Source organism: Brevundimonas sp. ZS04, from assembly GCF_001956865.1.
Lineage (GTDB): Bacteria > Pseudomonadota > Alphaproteobacteria > Caulobacterales > Caulobacteraceae > Brevundimonas > Brevundimonas diminuta.
Map to the genome: position 1 here is coordinate 118,458 of NZ_MTHE01000003.1, position 17,306 is coordinate 135,763.

16 protein-coding genes are annotated in these 17,306 nt (G+C 66.7%); 13 read left to right on the plus strand and 3 right to left on the minus strand.

Features of this window, described 5'->3' with window-relative positions; genetic code table 11:
• The first annotated feature begins 48 nt into the window (after positions 1–48).
• Positions 49–1,254, plus strand: coding sequence for a pyridoxal phosphate-dependent aminotransferase (locus tag BJP32_RS05350; RefSeq protein ID WP_046653523.1), 1,206 nt, complete (start codon positions 49–51; stop codon positions 1,252–1,254).
• A 4-nt stretch (positions 1,255–1,258) separates the two neighbouring features.
• On the opposite strand, the gene BJP32_RS05355 is transcribed toward BJP32_RS05350, so the two are convergent.
• Positions 1,259–1,672, minus strand: a complete 414-nt coding sequence (locus BJP32_RS05355) for a hypothetical protein (protein WP_003164684.1) — start codon at positions 1,670–1,672, stop codon at positions 1,259–1,261.
• Positions 1,672–2,646, minus strand: a complete 975-nt coding sequence (locus tag BJP32_RS05360) for a polyprenyl synthetase family protein (RefSeq protein ID WP_076223352.1) — start codon at positions 2,644–2,646, stop codon at positions 1,672–1,674. Before BJP32_RS05360 ends, BJP32_RS05355 begins: the two co-directional genes overlap by 1 nt.
• A 142-nt stretch (positions 2,647–2,788) precedes the next feature.
• Here BJP32_RS05360 and BJP32_RS05365 point away from each other — a divergent pair, with 142 nt between their 5' ends.
• The 9 genes from BJP32_RS05365 (at position 2,789) to metH (ending at position 13,815) form a co-directional block, all read left to right on the plus strand.
• Positions 2,789–3,559, plus strand: a complete 771-nt coding sequence (locus BJP32_RS05365) for a tRNA1(Val) (adenine(37)-N6)-methyltransferase (RefSeq protein WP_083673891.1) — start codon at positions 2,789–2,791, stop codon at positions 3,557–3,559.
• A 52-nt stretch (positions 3,560–3,611) separates the two neighbouring features.
• Positions 3,612–4,223: a TIGR02466 family protein gene (locus BJP32_RS05370; protein ID WP_076223194.1), complete on the plus strand. Its 612-nt coding sequence runs from the start codon at positions 3,612–3,614 to the stop codon at positions 4,221–4,223.
• A gap of 68 nt (positions 4,224–4,291) precedes the next feature.
• Positions 4,292–5,221: an alpha/beta hydrolase gene (locus tag BJP32_RS05375; RefSeq protein WP_076223196.1), complete on the plus strand. Its 930-nt coding sequence runs from the start codon at positions 4,292–4,294 to the stop codon at positions 5,219–5,221.
• A 113-nt stretch (positions 5,222–5,334) separates the two neighbouring features.
• On the plus strand, positions 5,335–7,002 hold the full coding sequence (gene ettA, locus BJP32_RS05380; protein WP_076223197.1) for an energy-dependent translational throttle protein EttA: 1,668 nt from the start codon (positions 5,335–5,337) through the stop codon (positions 7,000–7,002).
• A gap of 94 nt (positions 7,003–7,096) precedes the next feature.
• Entirely contained in the window at positions 7,097–8,026 is a 930-nt protein-coding gene (locus BJP32_RS05385; RefSeq protein ID WP_076223199.1) for a 2-hydroxyacid dehydrogenase, read from the plus strand.
• A 136-nt stretch (positions 8,027–8,162) separates the two neighbouring features.
• A complete protein-coding gene (locus BJP32_RS05390; protein WP_076223200.1) occupies positions 8,163–9,125 on the plus strand; it encodes a metalloregulator ArsR/SmtB family transcription factor in 963 nt (320 codons plus the stop codon).
• Complete coding sequence (gene metF / locus BJP32_RS05395; RefSeq protein ID WP_046653532.1) at positions 9,125–10,072, plus strand: methylenetetrahydrofolate reductase [NAD(P)H]; 948 nt, start codon at positions 9,125–9,127, stop codon at positions 10,070–10,072. Before BJP32_RS05390 ends, metF begins: the two co-directional genes overlap by 1 nt.
• Positions 10,073–11,149: a homocysteine S-methyltransferase family protein gene (locus BJP32_RS05400; RefSeq protein WP_076223202.1), complete on the plus strand. Its 1,077-nt coding sequence runs from the start codon at positions 10,073–10,075 to the stop codon at positions 11,147–11,149. It abuts the gene before it with no gap.
• Entirely contained in the window at positions 11,149–13,815 is a 2,667-nt protein-coding gene (gene metH, locus BJP32_RS05405; protein WP_076223203.1) for a methionine synthase, read from the plus strand. Before BJP32_RS05400 ends, metH begins: the two co-directional genes overlap by 1 nt.
• An 11-nt stretch (positions 13,816–13,826) precedes the next feature.
• On the opposite strand, the gene BJP32_RS05410 is transcribed toward metH, so the two are convergent.
• Positions 13,827–14,735: a LysR substrate-binding domain-containing protein gene (locus BJP32_RS05410; protein ID WP_076223205.1), complete on the minus strand. Its 909-nt coding sequence runs from the start codon at positions 14,733–14,735 to the stop codon at positions 13,827–13,829.
• A gap of 127 nt (positions 14,736–14,862) precedes the next feature.
• Between BJP32_RS05410 and BJP32_RS05415 the strand changes: the two genes are divergently transcribed.
• The 3 genes from BJP32_RS05415 to BJP32_RS05425 all read left to right on the plus strand — a co-directional run bounded on the left by BJP32_RS05415 (position 14,863) and on the right by BJP32_RS05425 (position 17,271).
• Complete coding sequence (locus tag BJP32_RS05415; RefSeq protein ID WP_076223206.1) at positions 14,863–15,732, plus strand: pirin family protein; 870 nt, start codon at positions 14,863–14,865, stop codon at positions 15,730–15,732.
• A 106-nt stretch (positions 15,733–15,838) separates the two neighbouring features.
• Positions 15,839–16,528, plus strand: coding sequence for a hydrolase (locus BJP32_RS05420; protein ID WP_003164671.1), 690 nt, complete (start codon positions 15,839–15,841; stop codon positions 16,526–16,528).
• 101 nt (positions 16,529–16,629) lie between these two features.
• On the plus strand, positions 16,630–17,271 hold the full coding sequence (locus tag BJP32_RS05425) for a hydrolase (RefSeq protein ID WP_046653538.1): 642 nt from the start codon (positions 16,630–16,632) through the stop codon (positions 17,269–17,271).
• The last annotated feature ends 35 nt before the right edge of the window (positions 17,272–17,306 follow it).

The following is a 17,306-nucleotide window of genomic DNA, read 5'->3' on the forward strand; positions in this document are numbered from 1 at the left end:
TCAAGCCTCAGCCTCCCCGGCCCATCACTTCCACCAGACGGGATAGACATGTCCAGCCTTCAGTCCGCCTCCCTCGCTCGCGTCAAGCCGTCGGCCACCCTGGCCGTGACCGCCCAGGCGCGCGAACTGAAACGCCAGGGCCGCGACGTCATCGGTCTGGGCGCCGGCGAGCCGGACTTCGATACGCCTGACAACATCAAGGCCGCCGCCATCGAAGCCATCAATCGCGGTGAAACGAAATACACCGAAGCCGACGGCATGCCTGAGCTGAAGGCGGCCATCGTCGCCAAGTTCGCCCGCGAAAACGGCCTGACCTACGAAACCAGCCAGATCCACGTCGCCTCGGGCGGCAAGCCGGTGATCTACAACGCCCTGGTCGCCACGCTGAACCCCGGCGACGAAGTGATCGTGCCGGCGCCCTACTGGGTCTCCTATCCCGACATGGTGCTGCTGGCGGGCGGCGAGCCCGTCACCGTGGTCGGTCAGGAAGCCGACGGCTTCAAACTGCGTCCCGAGGTGCTGGACGCCGCCATCACGCCCAGGACCAAGTGGATCATCCTGAACTCGCCGTCGAACCCGACCGGCGCCGCCTATACCCGCGCCGAGCTGGAAGCCCTGGCCGCGGTGCTGCGCAAGCACCCGCAAGTCTGGATCCTGACCGACGACATGTATGAGCACCTCGTCTATGGCGACTTCGACTATGTCACCATGGCCCAGGTCGCGCCGGACCTGTACGACCGCACCCTGACCTGCAACGGGGTGTCCAAGGCCTACGCCATGACCGGCTGGCGCATCGGCTATGCGGGCGGCCCCAAGCCGCTGATCGACCTGATGCGCAAGGTGGCCAGCCAGACGACGTCCAACCCCTCGTCCATCAGCCAGTGGGCGGCGGTCGAGGCCCTGAACGGCCCGCAGGACTTCCTGGCCCCGCGCGCCGCCGCCTTCGAGAAGCGCCGTGACCTGGTCGTCTCCATGCTGAATCAGGCCGACGGCATCCGTTGCCCGAAACCGGAAGGCGCCTTCTACGTCTATCCGTCGATCGAGGGCCTGATCGGCAAGACGGCGCCGTCGGGCGTGGTCATCACCGACGATGAAACCTTCACCGCCGAACTGCTGAACGCCGAGGGCGTGGCCGTGGTCCAGGGCGCCGCCTTCGGCCTCAGCCCCTACTTCCGCATCAGCTACGCCACCTCGGAGGCCGTGCTGGAAGAAGGCTGCACCCGCATCCAGCGTTTCTGCGCCAGCCTGAAATAAGCCTTCAGTGAACCGGCGCCGGCGGAATGTTCAACGTCGGCGCCGTTTTCAGGATGAACCCCGCGCACCACGCCAGCGCGCGCTCCGAGTTGTCGATCTCTCCGTCAGGAAGGCGTGATAGACGGCAGGCGGCGTCCGGCTCGCCCTCCACCTCAGGCCCGGCGTAGAGCACGATCGGGCCGTCCGGCAGGCTGCCTTCGCGGTACAGCATGATGATCGGCGGCACGGGGCGCACCACCAGTTCGGCGTCGTCCCGCGTCATCGCCTCGCCCAGCAGGGCGCGCGCCTGACCGCCGGGATCGCCCGGCTCCAGACGAAACAGCTCGGCTTTCAACCCGTCCCCCGGCCTTTGCGGCATGAGGAAGCGCGGCGGCTCCTGCGCGGCCAGTTGCCCCGCGACGAGCAGCGCCGCCAGCATCACATCGCCCGGCTGACGGCGAAGTCGACCAGGGCTTCCAGCGCCGAGCGCCACGGCCCGGCGGGCAGAACCTGCAAAGCCGTCTTGGCCCGGTCGGCGTATTCCGACGCCGTATCGAGCGTGGCCTCGACCGCGCCGCTGGCGACGATCAACTGCCGCGCGCGGTCGAAATCCTCGGGCTTGCGGTCGCCCTTGGTGATGACGCGATCCCAGAACAGGTCTTCGGTCCCCTTGGTGCGCTGAACGGCCAGCAGCAGCGGCAGGGTGGCCTTGCCCTCGTTGAAGTCGTCGCCCGCGTTCTTGCCCAGGGTCTCGGTCGCGCCGCCGTAGTCCAAGGCGTCGTCCGCCAGCTGGAAGGCGATGCCCAGCGCCATGCCGTAGTCGCGCAGAGCCGCGACCTGCTCGTCCGTCGCACCCGCCCCGACCGCGCCGGATTCGGCGGCGGCGGCGAACAGCTCGGCCGTCTTGGCGCGGATGATCTGCAGATAGGTGTCGAGGTCCAGGTTCAGATCGTGAGCGCGCGTCAGTTGCAGCACCTCACCCTCGGCGATCACGGCCGAGGCTCGCGCCAGAATGCCCAGAGCACGCAGGGAATCGGTCTCGACCATCAACTCGAACGCGCGCGCGAACAGGAAGTCGCCGACCAGCACCGACGAGGCCGAGCCCCAGATCAGGTGCGCCGCGACCTTGCCCCGGCGCATTTCCGAGCCGTCGACGATGTCGTCGTGCAGCAGGGTGGCGGTGTGGATGAACTCGACCGAAGCGGCCAGCTTCTTCGGGCCTTCGATGGCGCCCGTCTGACCGATCGCGCGCGCGGCGGCCACGGTCAGCAGCGGGCGCAGACGCTTGCCGCCCGCCGACACCAGATGCTCGGCCAGCAGGGGGATCACCGGCACGTCGGACTGCATCCGCGCGATGATCAGGGCGTCGACCGCCGCCATGTCGTCCTTGGCCAGATGAACCAGAGCGTCCACATCGCCCTTGGGACGGGGAGCGACGGCGAGAGCTGCGTCCACGGAAATCTCTTTCAGCACAGGGGCGAAGGGGGAGATTCGCCCGAAATTCACACGCATCCGCTTGCCCGGACGCGATGCGGCGCACAATGGTGGCGGCGTTATGATGGGTCAAGCCGAGTCATCCCTTACTGCCGCCGCAGATGTGGCCGAATCCGCCTTTCTGGGCGGACGCATCCGCCTGCGCCAACCGACGAAGGGTTATCGCGCGGGCATGGACGCCGCCCTGCTGGCCGCCGCCGTCGAGGCGCGCCCCGGCGAACGACTGATCGAGGCGGGCTGCGGCGCGGGCGCCGTCCTGATGCAGATCGCCGCCCGACGCCCCGGCGTCCTGCTGACCGGACTGGAGCGCGATGCAGCCGCCGCCGCTCTCGCGCGTCAGAATGCCGAACTGAACAACGCCGAAGCGCGCACCGCCATCGTGGACGGCGACGTGGCGCGGGGTTTTCGCGCCCTGGACCTGCCGCCGTTCGACTGGGCGGTCAGCAATCCGCCCTTCTTCGACGACCCCGGCGCCCTGCGCGCCCCGGCCGAAGGCAAGCTCGGCGCCTGGATGGCCGACGACGGACTGACCGCCTGGGCGGGCTTCCTGCTGAAGGCGGTGCGCGAGGGCGGACGCATCGTCATCATCCACCGCGCCGACCGTCTCGCCGACATCCTGAGCCTGCTGGCGCCCAAGGCGGGCTCCTTCGCCGTCCGCCCGATCCACCCCTACGCCGACCAACCCGCCAAGCGCGTGCTGGTCCAGGCCATCAAGACCGGCAAGGCGCCCTTGCGGTTGCTGCCGCCCCTGATCCTGCATGATCGCGACGGCGCCAAGCACAGCCCGCAGGCCGAAGCGATCCTGCGCGGCGAGGCGGGTCTGGGCTTCTGAACCGGCTTTCTCACCCTTCTCCCCTTGCGGGAGAAGGGCTATTGCACCTCCCATGTCCTTGCGATCCCTCTTCGCCACCCAGGTCTATGACGCCACCCTCGCCTCGTCGCGCGGCTGGGCGGAACTGCATGAGGAACTGCTCGACCTCTGCCTGGTCATGGCCGAGGAGGACGAGGCCGGGATCGAGTGGTGCCGGGCCAACCACTATCCAGGCTACACCTCCTACGGCTCGATCAACGACCTGCCGCAGCGGTTCCCCGAGTTCGCCGAGCTGAAGAAGCTGCTGGACAAGCACGCGGCGAGCTTCGCCGAGAGCCTGCACTTCGACCTGGCCAAGAAGCTGCAGCTCGACAATCTGTGGGTCAACGTCCTGATGCCCGGCGGCGGGCACACCGGCCACATCCACCCGCACGCCGTTCTGTCCGGCACCATCTACATCCATGTGCCCGACGGCGCCTCTTCGCTGAAGATCGAAGACCCGCGCCTGGTCATGATGATGGCCCGCCCCGGCCTGACCGCCGCCGCCGGCGAGGCCGAGCAGCCATTCGTCTATCTGAAGCCTGCGCCCGGCTCGGTGCTGATGTGGGAAAGCTGGCTGCGCCACGAGGTGCCCGCCAATCGCGCCGAAGAACAACGCATCTCAATCAGTTTCAACTACGCCTGACGTCCTCGCCCTTCCCTCGCCGCATTTGCCCCGAAACCTGCACCAACGGCACAGCTTGGAGGGAATGGATGCGGGTTTTCAGCGCGGCGGCGGCGATCGCCATGTTCACGACAGGCGCCCTGCTTCTGGGCGCATGCGGCGAAAAGGCGGATGCGCGAACGGCCCCTGCCCCTGATCCCGCCGTCGCGACCGAAGGCGCGCCCTATGTGCTGACCGGCACCCAGGTTTGGAGCGTGCCCGATCCCGTGTCCGGGCGGAACTATCAGGTCTTCGTCAGCCTGCCCGCCGGCTATGAAGCCAACCCCGGCCGCCGCTATCCCACCCTCTATGTCACCGACGCGGACTACGCCTTCCCCATCATCCGCCAGATCGCCAGGCGGGTGAATCTGGAGGGACCGGTCGTGCAGGAGTTCATCCTGGTCGGCCTGTCCTACGCCGACGGCGACAAGGGGGCCGACAGCCGCCGCCGCGACTACACGCCGACGCCCAACGGCCCGCGCAGCTCAGGCGCCGCCGTGCATGGCGGCGGCGCGGCCTATCAGACCTATCTGAAGACCCAGGCCCTGCCCTTCATCGAAAAGACGTTCCGCGCCGACCCGGCCCACCGCGTCCTGCTGGGCCATTCCTATGGCGGCTTGCTGGGCGCCCAGATCCTGTTCAGCGACCCGGCGATGTTCCAGTCCTACGTCCTGGGCAGTCCCTCGCTCTGGTACGACAAGGGCTACATGATGGGGGTCGAGGCCGACTACGCCCGCAGCCATCGCGATCTGAACGCCCAGGTCTTCATGTATGTGGGCGGTCACGAGAAACCCGGCCCGACGCGCCGCAACAGCGAGGCCGACATGGTCGGCGACATGCAGGCTCTGCACCGCAACCTGGAATCGCGCGGCTATCCCGGCCTGAAAGTCAGCTCCGTGGTGCTGGAGGACGAGGATCACCTGACCGTCGCGCCCGTCGGCTTCACACGCGCTCTTGAGGCCGTGCTTCCCGCCCGCTGAGAGCGCCTCCGAAAAGCCGCGCGCCTATCCGAAGATTTGCCCAAAGGCGTCGGGATCGCTACATCCCCCGTCAACTTCCCCATCCGCACTGAATCAAGGGCGCGACGCGACGCATGGCGCAGCAATATATCTTCCAGATGCAGGGTCTGACCAAGACCTTCCCCGGCGGCAAAAAGATCTTCGAGAACATCTGGCTGAGCTTCTACAACGACGCCAAGATCGGCGTTGTCGGGGTCAACGGCTCGGGTAAATCCACCCTGCTGAAGATCATGGCCGGCCTGGACAGCGAGTTTCAGGGCGAGGCCCGCGCCGCCGACGGCGTCAAGCGCGGCTACCTGGAGCAGGAGCCCCACCTCGATCCGGCGCTGAACGTGCGCCAGAACGTCGAGGCCTGGTGTGAAGAGAAGCAGTGGGTCAACCGCTTCAACGAAGTCGCCGCCGAACTGGGCGAGAACTACACCGACGAACTGATGGAGGAGATGACCGCCCTCCAGGAGAAGATCGACGCCGGCGACGTCTGGGACATCGACAGCCGCATCGATCAGGCCATGGGCGCCCTGCGCTGCCCGCCCGACGACTGGGAAGTCACCAACCTGTCCGGCGGTGAAAAGCGCCGCGTGGCCCTGGCCCGCCTGCTGCTGTCGAAGCCCGACATGCTGCTGATGGACGAACCGACCAACCACCTGGACGCCGAATCCGTCGCCTGGCTGCAGCACCACCTGGAGAACTTCCCCGGCTGCGTCATCCTGGTGACCCACGACCGCTACTTCCTGGATCAGGTCACGAAGTGGACGCTGGAGCTGGACCGCGGCAAGGGCCACCCGCACGAGGGCAACTACTCTTCGTGGCTGGAAGCCAAGCAGAAGCGCGTCGTTCAGGAGCAGTCTGAATCCGAAGCCCGCCAGCGCGCCCTCACCCGCGAACTCGAATGGGTCCGCTCGGGCGCCAAGGCCCGTCAGGCCAAGTCCAAGGCCCGTCTGGCCGCCTATGAGAAGATGGTCGCCGAGCAGGAAAACTCGCGCCAGGCCCAGTCCTTCGCCGTCATCCAGATCCCGCCCGGCCCGCGCCTGGGCAACGTCGTGCTGGAAGTCGATGGCCTGAAGAAGTCCTATGGCGACAAAGTTCTGTTCGACAACCTGACCTTCAAGCTGCCGCCCAACGGCATCGTCGGCGTCATCGGCCCCAACGGCGCCGGCAAGTCGACCATGTTCAAGCTGATCACCGGCCAGGAAACCCCTGACGGCGGCACGATCAAGGTCGGTGAAACGGTCAAGCTGGCCTACGTCGATCAGTCGCGCGACGACCTGAAGCCCGACGACACCATCTGGCAGGCCATCTCGGGCGGCACCGACATCATGATGGTCGGCAAGCGCGAGATTAACACCCGCGCCTATGTCGGCAGCTTCAACTTCAAGGGCGGCGACCAGCAGAAGAAGGTCGGCCAACTGTCGGGCGGTGAGCGCAACCGCGTCCACCTGGCCAAGACCCTGGCCACCGGCGGCAACCTGATCCTGCTCGACGAACCGACCAACGACCTGGACATCGAAACCCTGCAGAACCTCGAAGAGGCTCTGGAAGAGTTCGCCGGCTGCGCCGTGGTCATCAGCCACGACCGCTGGTTCCTGGACCGTCTGGCCACCCACATCCTGGCCTTCGAAGGCGACGGCCACGTGGAATGGTTCGAGGGCAACTTCGAAGCCTATGAACAGGACAAGATGCGCCGCCTGGGCGCGGACAGCATCATTCCCAAGCGCATCCAGCACCAGAAGTTCGGTCGCTGATCGAACTGACCAGATGACAAGCGGCCCTCCGAGCGATCGGGGGGCCGTTCTGCTTTGGACTGGCGCTCCAGCGAAAGCGGGATAGTCTGTCCCCATGACCCAGCGTCCCGCCGTCCTGATCATGCAGCGGCATCTGGCCCCGCTGAGCGCCTTCCTGGAAGGCGCCTACGACGTCTATCGCTTCTGGGAAGGCCCGCCGATCGAGGCCGCCCATGATATCCGCGCTCTGATCGTCGCGGGCGAGTTCGAACTGGACAAGAGCCTGATCGAACGCCTGCCCAATCTGTCGCTGATCGCCTGCTTCACGGCGGGTTATGACGGCATCGACGTCGAATGGTGCCGCGCGCGCGGTCTGCCCGTCACCCATGCCCCCGGCGTGAACCACGAAGACGTGGCCGACCACGCCATCGGCCTGATCCTGGCCGCGCGCCGCCAGATCGCCGAGGGCGACCGCACGCTCCGCGCGGGCGGGTGGAGCCTCTCCACACGCAGCATCACCACCTCCTTGAGCGGTCAGAGACTGGGGATCGTCGGTCTGGGCCATATCGGCGAGGCTGTGGCGAGACGCGCCGACGTCATGCGGATGAACGTCCGCTGGTGGGGCCCGCGCGAGAAGGACGCAAGCTGGCCTCGCACCGACACCTTGATCGACCTCGCCCAAGGTTCCGACATTCTCGTCATCGCCTGTCGAGCGGATGAGAACAATCGGGGGCTCATCTCGGCCGAAGTGATCGAGGCGCTTGGCCCGTCGGGCCTGCTGGTCAACGTCGCGCGCGGGCAATTGGTCGATGAGGACGCCGTCATCGCCGCCCTGAAAGAGGGCCGACTGGGCGGCGCCGCGCTGGACGTTTTCGCCCAGGAGCCGACCGAAGCTGCGCGTTGGGCGGGCGTGCCCAACACCGTCCTGACGCCCCATACCGGCGGCGCCACGACCGAAGCGGTGCAGGGGATGCTGATGCTGCTTCTACAGAATCTCTCGGCCCACTTTGCCGATGAGCCGTTGAAGACGCCTGTCGCAGACTGAAATTCCGCCCCTCGGGGCCGTCTCGCCCCCCATTCCAGACAAGCAAAGAACGATCCGTGCCTGCATTACGCGGATAGAAGACGTGTGCGACCAGATTTTGCTTGCATAAGCGTATAAGGATATCTTTATACGACACATGACACTGACCGCTGACCAGACTGTAGAAGCCCTGCGCGCCGCCGGCGAACCGACCCGCCTGCGCGTCCTGTCCCTGCTGGCCGCGGAAGAGCTGTCGGTGATGGAGCTGTCGCGTGTTCTGGACCAGAGCCAGCCGCGTGTCTCGCGCCATCTGAAGCTGATGGCGGACGCGGGTCTGATCGAGCGATTCCCCGATGGCGCGCGCGTCTTCTACCGCCTGTCGCACGACGCCCTGTCGCGGCGGTTGATCGACACCGTTCTGGACCTGCTGGACGACGGCGAGGGCGAGGCCGACCATCGCCGTCTGGACGAGGTGCGCAAGGAGCGCGCCATCGACGCCGCCCGCTATTTCGAGCAGATCGCACCCCAGTGGGACCAGATGCGCAGCCTCTATGTCTGCGAAAGCGCTGTCGAGGCGGCGGTCGCACGCGCGGCTGGGTCCGGCCCGTTCGAGCGCGTGGTCGATCTGGGCACCGGCTCGGGCCGGATGCTGACCCTGTTCGGCAAGCAGGCGAAGATGTCGGTCGGCCTCGACCTGTCGCAGAACATGCTGAACATCGCCCGCGCCAATGTCTCCAAGGCCGGGCTGGACAAGGTCGAGCTGCGCCACGGCGACATCTTCTCGACCCGCCTGCCGCATGAAAGCGCCGATCTGGTGATCGTCCATCAAGTGCTGCACTACCTCGCCGATCCGGCCGCCGCCGTGGCCGAGGCCGCGCGTCTGGTCATGCCGGGCGGCAAGCTGCTGATCGTCGACTTCGCGCCCCACAAGTTCGAACATCTGCGCGAGGCGCACCAGCACCGCCGCCTGGGCTTCGCCGACGCCGAGATCCGCGAATGGCTGACCAAGGCGGGCCTGACGCCCTCGGCGCCCATCGCCCTGCCGCCCGACACGGAAGGCCTGACCGTTCACATCTGGACCGGCGAACGCGCCGCGAACCCTGCCCGAAAGACAGCCTGATGGCCCCCTCCTCTCTCGCCGAAGCCCGCGCCCTGCTGCTGTCGCCGCTGGGCCCGGTGGCCCGCGCCGGTTCGAACCGCAGCGCCGTCAACGTCTCTTTCGAATTCTTCCCGCCCAAGTCTGACGAGGCAGAGGCCAATCTGTGGAAGGCGATCCGGCGGCTGGAGCCGCTGAACCCGGCCTTCGTCTCCGTCACCTATGGCGCGGGCGGCTCGACGCGCGAACGGACCCATCGCACCGTCCAGCGCATCATCAGCGAGACGACCCTGCGCCCCGCCGCCCACCTGACCTGCGTCGAGGCCAGCCGCGCCGAGGTCGATGAGGTCATCGAAGGCTACAAGACCATCGGCGTCGACCACATCGTCGCCCTGCGCGGCGATCCGCCTGGCGCGGCAGGCATCGGCGGCGCCTATACGCCGCGCGCCGACGGCTACGCCAACGCCACCGAACTGACCGCCGCCCTCAGCCGCATCGGCGGGTTCGAGGTCACGGTCGGCGCCTATCCTGAAAAGCACCCGGAAAGCCCGTCGATCGACCACGACATCGAGGTGTTGAAGGCCAAGGTCGACGCTGGCGCCACGCGCGCCGTGACCCAGTTCTTCTTCGACATCGAGGCCTTCCTGCGCTTCCGCGACCGGGTGCGGGCGGCGGGCGTGACCATCCCCCTGATCCCCGGCGTCATGCCGGTGTCCAACTTCGCGGGTCTGAAGCGGATGACGGCGGCGTGCGGCGCGGCCCTGCCCGACTGGCTGGCGGGGCACTTCGACGGGCTGGACGACGACCCGGAGACGCGCAAGCTGCTGGCCGCCTCCATCGCCGCCGAGACCTGCGCCCGCCTGCAGGAAGAGGGCTTTTCGGACTTCCACTTCTACACCCTGAACCGGGCCGAGCTGGTCTATGCGATCTGCCGGGTTCTGGGCGTGCGTGAAACCAAGGCTGTTGCGTAGATGACTTCCCCACTCACCCGCGCCGAACGGATCGCCGCCCTGCACGCGGCGGCGAAAGAGCGCATTCTGGTTCTGGACGGCAGCTGGGGCGTGATGATCCAGCGCCGCGATCTGACGGAAGAGGACTTCCGCGGCGAGCGTTTCCGCGACCACAACCATCCGCAGAAGGGCAACAACGACCTGTTGATCCTGACTCGGCCCGACATCGTGGCCGATCTGCACGACGTCTATTACGCCGCTGGAGCCGATATTTCGGAGACGAACACCTTCTCCTCGACCACCATCGCCCAGGCCGACTATGGGCTGGAAGACGCGGTCTATGACCTGAACTATGAAGGCGCCCGCATCGCGCGCGAGGTCGCCGACCGCTGGACGGAAAAAGAGCCGCACAAGCCCCGCTTCGTCGCCGGCGCCATCGGCCCGACCAACCGCACCCTGTCGCTGAGCCCCGACGTCAACGACCCCGGCTATCGCGCCGTCACCTATGACGAGGTCTATGAGGCCTATAAGCAGCAGGCGCGCGCCCTGCACCACGGCGGCGTGGACATCTTCCTGATCGAGACGGTGTTCGACACCCTGAACTGCAAGGCCGCGATCAAGGCGATCAAGGATCTGGAGGACGAAGGGCTGGAGCCCCTGCCCCTGTGGATCTCGGGCACCATCACCGACCGCTCGGGCCGCACCCTCAGCGGCCAGACGGCGGAGGCCTTCTGGAACTCGATCCGCCACGCCAAGCCGTTCGCCGTCGGCTTCAACTGCGCCCTGGGCGCCGAGCTGATGCGGCCGCACATCGCTGAACTGAGCCGCGTCGCCGACACCCTGGTCAGCGCCTATCCCAACGCGGGCCTGCCCAACGCTATGGGCCAGTATGACGAACAGCCGCACGAGACGGCCCACTTCCTCGAGGAATGGGCGCAGTCGGGTCTGGTCAACATCGTCGGCGGCTGCTGCGGCACCACCCCCGACCACATCCGCCACGTCGCTGAGGAAGTCGCGGACGTGACCCCGCGCGCCGTGCCGGAGCGCCCCACAGCCCTGCGTCTGTCGGGCTTGGAACCCTTCGAACTGGTGTCGTGATGCGTCCTGTCTTCATCAACGTCGGCGAGCGGACCAACGTCACGGGTTCGGCCAAGTTCAGGAAGCTGATCGTCGACGGCGACTACACCGCCGCCCTGTCGGTCGCGCGCCAGCAGGTCGAGGCGGGCGCCCAGGTCATCGACGTCAACATGGACGAGGGCCTGCTGGACGGCCCCGTCGCCATGCGGACCTTCCTGAACCTGATCGCGGCCGAGCCCGACATCGCCCGCGTGCCGGTCATGATCGACAGCTCCAAATGGGAGGTGATCGAGGCGGGCCTGAAATGCGTTCAGGGCAAGCCGATCGTCAACTCGATCTCGATGAAGGAGGGCGAGGACGCCTTCCGCCATCACGCCATCCAGTGCCTGCGCTACGGCGCCGCCGTGGTGGTCATGGCCTTTGACGAGGTGGGTCAGGCCGACACCGCCGCGCGCAAGATCGAGATCTGCACCCGCGCCTATAATATCCTGGTCAACGAGGTCGGCTTCCCGCCCGAGGACATCATCTTCGATCCCAACATCTTCGCCGTGGCGACAGGGATCGAGGAGCACGACAACTACGCCGTCGACTTCATCGAGGCGGTCCGGGCCATCAAGCAGACCCTGCCCCACGCCCGCGTCTCGGGCGGGGTGTCGAACGTCTCGTTCAGCTTCCGCGGCAATGAGCCGGTGCGCCGGGCGATCCACAGCGTCTTCCTGTACCACGCCATCAACGCCGGCCTGGATATGGGCATCGTCAATGCGGGCGACCTGCCCGTCTATGACGACATCGACGCCGAACTGCGCGAAGCCGTCGAGGACGTGATCCTGAATCGGCCGCAGCGGACCAACGTGTCCAACACCGAGCGGCTGGTCGATATGGCCCCCCGCTACAAGGGCGAGAAGGGCGCGGCCAAGGTCGTGGACCTGAAATGGCGCGACGCCACGGTCGCCAAGCGCATCGAACACGCCCTGGTCCACGGCATCACCGACTACATCGTCGAGGATACGGAGGAAGCCCGTCAGGCGTCCGAGCGGCCGCTGCACGTCATCGAGGGTCCGCTGATGGACGGCATGAACGTGGTCGGCGACCTGTTCGGCTCGGGTCGGATGTTTCTGCCGCAGGTGGTGAAGTCGGCGCGGGTGATGAAGCAGGCCGTGGCCCACCTAGAACCCTTCATGGAGGCCGAAAAGGCCGGTCAGGAGCGTCAGGCCGCAGGCAAGATCCTGATGGCCACGGTCAAGGGCGACGTCCACGATATCGGCAAGAACATCGTCGGCGTCGTGCTTCAGTGCAACAACTACGAGGTCGTCGATCTGGGCGTCATGGTCCCGGCCGACCGCATCCTGGACGCCGCCATCGAGCACAAGGTCGACATCGTCGGCCTGTCGGGCCTGATCACGCCGTCGCTGGACGAAATGACCTTCGTCGCCGCCGAGATGGAGCGGCGCGGCTTCGACATTCCCCTGCTGATCGGGGGCGCCACGACCAGCCGCACCCATACGGCGGTGAAGATCGAACCGGCCTATCGCAAGGGCTCGACCACCTATGTCATCGACGCCAGCCGGGCGGTCGGCGTGGTGTCCGGCCTGCTGTCCCCGACCGACAAGGCCAAGAACGAGGCGGCCACCCGCGACGAATACATCCGCATCCGCGAGCAATACGCCCGCGGCCAGGAGGTGAAGGCCCGCGCCTCGCTGCAACAAGCGCGCGACAACCGCTGGCGGCCCGACGAGGCGCAGACCCCTGCCCCGGCGCCGTCCTTCCTCGGCGTGCGCGCCTATGAGGCCTGGGATCTTCAGGATCTGGCCGATCACATCGACTGGACGCCCTTCTTCGCCAGTTGGGAGCTGATCGGGCGCTATCCGCTGATCCTGGAAGACGAGATTGTCGGCGAGGCGGCGCAGGATCTGTTCCGCGACGCGCAGGCCATGCTGAAACGCATCGTCGAAGAGAAGTGGTTCACGGCCAAGGGCGTCATCGGCTTCTGGCCCGCCAATGCGCGCGGCGACGACGTGATCGTCTGGACCGACGAAACCCGGGCGACCGAAGCCGCCCGCTTCCACGGCCTGCGCCAGCAGATCAAGAAATCCAACGGCAAGCCGAACCTGTGCCTGTCCGACTTCGTGGCCGAGGACGGCGCCGACTATCTGGGCGCCTTCGCCGTCACCGCCGGGCATGGCGAACTGGAAAAGGCCGCCGAGTTCAAGGCGGCGGGCGACGACTATTCCGCCATCATGGCCACGGCCCTGGCCGACCGTCTGGCCGAAGCCTTCGCCGAGCGCCTGCACAAGGAGGTGCGCACCCAGCTGTGGGGCTACGTCCCCGACGAACAGACCTCGGTGCAGGATCTGATCGAAGAGAAGTATCAGGGCATCCGCCCCGCCCCCGGCTATCCGGCCCAGCCCGACCACACAGAGAAGGCCACCCTGTTCCGTCTGCTGGACGCAGGCGCCAACGCCGGGATGGAGTTGACGGAATCCTTCGCCATGTCGCCCCCCGCCTCGGTCAGCGGCCTCTACTTCGGCCATCCGGGCAGCCACTATTTCGGCGTCGGCAAGATCGACCGCGATCAGGTCGAGGACTACGCCGCCCGCAAGGGCTGGGACGTGGAGACGGCCGAGCGCTGGCTGGCGCCGATCCTGAACTACGACCCCGACGCTGTCACACGGAACGACGCGGCCTAGGCGGCAGGCCTTTAGCCGTGCGCCTGCTGTTCGGCGCAGCCTGCGACGAGGAAGTCCAGCAGCATGCGCACGGACGGCAAAAGGCCGCGTCGCGACGGGAAGACGGCGTGGACGATCCACTTCTTCGGCCGCCAGTCCGGCAGCAGGTCGACCAGTTTCCCGGCGTCCAGATCGCGGGCGACGGCCACCGTCGGCAGCAGGGCGACGCCCAGACCATGAACTGCGCCTTCGTGCAGCATGTGCAGATCGTCGGTCACAAGACGCGGCGCGTGTCGCACCGAGGCCGTCATGCCTTCCGTGTGATGCAGCGCCCAGACGTGGTCGCGATGCGCCGGGCCGAAGTCGAGGCTGGGCCAGTTCGCCAGATCGGCCGGGCCGGTCGGCCGTCCCATGCGGGCGATCAGGTCCGGACTGGCGACCAGACGATGCACGCTCTCGTCCAGCTTGCGCATGACCAGATCGGTTTGTTCCAGCGGCGGCTCGCGGACGCGGATCGCCAGGTCGAAGCCCTCGCCGATGACGTCCACCCGGCGACTGGTGCTGTGCAACTGCACGTCCAGATCGGGATACAGGGCCATGAAGCGGACGATCAGACTGCTCATCTGATAGGTCAGCAGGCCCGGCGCGCAGGCGACGCGGATCGTGCCGCACGGCTCGGACCGGGCGCCGTCGATCAAGGCCTGCGCCGCCTCGGCCTCGATCAACATGGCGAGACAGTGTTGATAATAGGCCAGTCCGATCTCTGTGACCGAGAATTTGCGTGACGAGCGCTGGATCAGCCGCGTGTCCAACTGGTCTTCCAGCGCGGCGATGCGGCGGCTGAGCTTGGACTTCTGCATGCCCAGCGCTCGCGCCGCCGGGGCGAAGCCGTGGTGATCCACCACCTGCACGAAATAATAGAGGTCGTTGAGGTCTCTCATCGTTCTACTGATAGAACGCAGCGAGGCGATTTCGCAATCTGCCCGCCTCATCGTTTCGCAGGCATAAGGTCTTCAACGCGATCGGCCTCTTCTTCTGACGGCCGGTCCATCGAATGGAGACAAGACCATGAAGAAGGTTCTGGGCCGTTACGGCAACGACCGCGGCCATTGGGTCGGCGACGGTTTCCCCGTCCGTTCGCTGTTTTCCTATAACGCCGCAGGCAAACAGGTCAGCCCCTTCCTGCTGCTCGACTACGCCGGTCCATACAACTTCGAGCCGACGACCGAGCGGCGCGGCGTGGGTCAGCATCCGCACCGCGGCTTCGAGACCGTGACCATCGTCTATGACGGCGAGGTCGAGCATCGCGACTCGACCGGCCAAGGCGGCATCATCGGCCCCGGCGACGTCCAGTGGATGACGGCGGGCGGCGGCATCCTGCACGAGGAGTTCCACTCCCCGGCCTTCTCGCGCACCGGCGGCCCGTTCCGCATGGTTCAGCTGTGGGTCAACCTGCCCGCCAAGGACAAGATGACCCGTCCCGGCTACCAGTCGATCCTGAACGCCGACATTCCGACCGTTTCCCTGCCGGACGATGCAGGCACGGCCCGGATCATCGCCGGCGCGATAGACGGCGCGAAAGGCCCGGCCACGACCTTCACCCCCATCAATGTGTGGGACGTGCGGTTGAACCGGGACGCCGAGACGACGCTGGATCTGCCCGAAGGCCACACGGCCATGGTGGTGGTTCTGTCGGGTCACGTCACCGTCAACGGCGACCAGCCGGCCGGCGCCGCCGAGGCCCTGCTGCTGGACCGCAAGGGCGACAGCGTCACCCTGAGCGCCGATGCGGACACGACCCTGCTGATCCTGACCGGAGAGCCGATCGACGAGCCCATCGTCGGCTACGGCCCCTTCGTGATGAACAGCGAGGACGAGATCCGCACCGCCGTCACGGACTTCAACATCGGCCGCTTCGGCGACATCCCCCCCGCCTGAACGCCCTCACGAAAACGTAAGGCCCGGTCTTCGGACCGGGCCGCAACCCCCGCCTTGACCGGACATTCGTCCGAGCGCGGCCCCCTGCCTGAAAGGAAAGACGCCCATGTCCGCTTCCGCCCTGCCCGCAAACTTCAACGGCCAGCGTCCGGTCATCGACCCGAACGACGCCGTCATGCTGCTGATCGACCACCAGAGCGGCCTGTTCCAGACCGTGGCCGACATGCCTATGACCACCCTGCGCCGCCACGCCGCCGCCCTGGCTTCGATGGCGACCCTGGCCAAGCTGCCGGTCATCACCACCGCCTCGGTGCCCCAGGGCCCGAACGGCCCGCTGATCCCGGAAATCCACGCCAACGCCCCCCACGCCCAGTATGTGGCGCGCAAGGGGGAGATCAACGCCTGGGACAACCCCGACTTCGTCGCCGCCGTGAAGGCCACGGGCCGCAAGACCCTGATCATCGCAGGCACCATCACCAGCGTCTGCATGGCCTTCCCCGCCATCAGCGCCGCCTATGAAGGCTACAAGGTCTTCGTGGTGGTCGACGCTTCGGGCACCTATTCGAAGATGGCCCAGGAGATCACCCTGGCCCGCGTGGTCCAGGCTGGCGTGGTGCCGATGGATATGGCCGCCGTCGCCTCGGAACTTCAGAAGACCTGGCATCGCGACGACGCCCAGCAGTGGGCCGAGGTCTACACCCAGATCTTCCCGCCGTACCAACTGCTAATCGAAAGCTACGGCAAGGCCCAGCAGGTCGCGACGGACCACGAAACCCTCGACTCGCAACGCGACTGACGAAGACGCGCCGGTTCCGCCTCGCCCCTCATCAATGAATCGAAACCGGCGTCATGCGCGCGCCTCGCCAAGGCGCAACTTCCCCGGAAAGGAACCACTCAATGGCCAGCGAACCGATCCGCGATCCGAAGTCGGATCATCTTCTAACCCCCGAGAACTCGGCCTTCGTCATCATCGACTATCAGCCGGTTCAGGTGAACTCCATCGCCTCGATGGACCGCCAGCTGCTGGTGAACAACATCGTCGGCACGGCCAAGGCGGCCGTCGCCTATGGCCTGCCGATCGTCCACTCGACCGTCAACGTCGAGACGGGGCTGAACCGGCCGCCGATCCCGCAACTGCGCAAGGTGCTGAAAGACTATCCGACCTATGACCGCACCACGATCAACTCCTGGGAAGACGTGGAATTCCGCAAGGCGGTCGAGGCGACCGGCCGCAAGAAGCTGATCATGACGGCCTTGTGGACCGAGGCCTGCCTGACCTTCCCGGCTCTGGACGCCCTGCGTGACGGCTATGAGGTCTATGTCGTGGCCGACGCCGTCGGCGGCACCTCGGTCACGGCGCACGAAATGGGCCTGCGCCGCATCGAACAGGCGGGCGGCAAGCTCATTTCCGTCCCTCAGCTGTTCTGCGAACTGCAACGCGACTGGAAACGGTCGGAAACTGTCCCCGCCTTCATGAACCTGTTCATCGAAACCGGCGGCACGGCCGGAATCCAGTTCTCCTACGACAGGGAAGACTGACCCTTGAGGGCGATCCGCGTCATAGTGCGGGGATC

Excerpts from the sequence above, each read along its gene's own strand:
- BJP32_RS05410 (WP_076223205.1), bottom strand. The coding sequence starts at position 14,735 with ATGAGAGACCTCAACGACCTCTATTATTTCGTGCAGGTGGTGGATCAC.
- ettA (WP_076223197.1), top strand. The coding sequence starts at position 5,335 with ATGGCGCAGCAATATATCTTCCAGATGCAGGGTCTGACCAAGACCTTC.
- BJP32_RS05385 (WP_076223199.1), top strand. The coding sequence starts at position 7,097 with ATGACCCAGCGTCCCGCCGTCCTGATCATGCAGCGGCATCTGGCCCCG.
- BJP32_RS05355 (WP_003164684.1), bottom strand. The coding sequence starts at position 1,672 with ATGCTGGCGGCGCTGCTCGTCGCGGGGCAACTGGCCGCGCAGGAGCCG.
- BJP32_RS05420 (WP_003164671.1), top strand. The coding sequence starts at position 15,839 with ATGTCCGCTTCCGCCCTGCCCGCAAACTTCAACGGCCAGCGTCCGGTC.
- BJP32_RS05390 (WP_076223200.1), top strand. The coding sequence starts at position 8,163 with ATGACACTGACCGCTGACCAGACTGTAGAAGCCCTGCGCGCCGCCGGC.
- BJP32_RS05375 (WP_076223196.1), top strand. The coding sequence starts at position 4,292 with ATGCGGGTTTTCAGCGCGGCGGCGGCGATCGCCATGTTCACGACAGGC.
- metH (WP_076223203.1), top strand. The coding sequence starts at position 11,149 with ATGCGTCCTGTCTTCATCAACGTCGGCGAGCGGACCAACGTCACGGGT.
- BJP32_RS05365 (WP_083673891.1), top strand. The coding sequence starts at position 2,789 with ATGATGGGTCAAGCCGAGTCATCCCTTACTGCCGCCGCAGATGTGGCC.
- BJP32_RS05400 (WP_076223202.1), top strand. The coding sequence starts at position 10,073 with ATGACTTCCCCACTCACCCGCGCCGAACGGATCGCCGCCCTGCACGCG.
- BJP32_RS05350 (WP_046653523.1), top strand. The coding sequence starts at position 49 with ATGTCCAGCCTTCAGTCCGCCTCCCTCGCTCGCGTCAAGCCGTCGGCC.
- BJP32_RS05425 (WP_046653538.1), top strand. The coding sequence starts at position 16,630 with ATGGCCAGCGAACCGATCCGCGATCCGAAGTCGGATCATCTTCTAACC.
- BJP32_RS05415 (WP_076223206.1), top strand. The coding sequence starts at position 14,863 with ATGAAGAAGGTTCTGGGCCGTTACGGCAACGACCGCGGCCATTGGGTC.
- metF (WP_046653532.1), top strand. The coding sequence starts at position 9,125 with ATGGCCCCCTCCTCTCTCGCCGAAGCCCGCGCCCTGCTGCTGTCGCCG.
- BJP32_RS05370 (WP_076223194.1), top strand. The coding sequence starts at position 3,612 with ATGTCCTTGCGATCCCTCTTCGCCACCCAGGTCTATGACGCCACCCTC.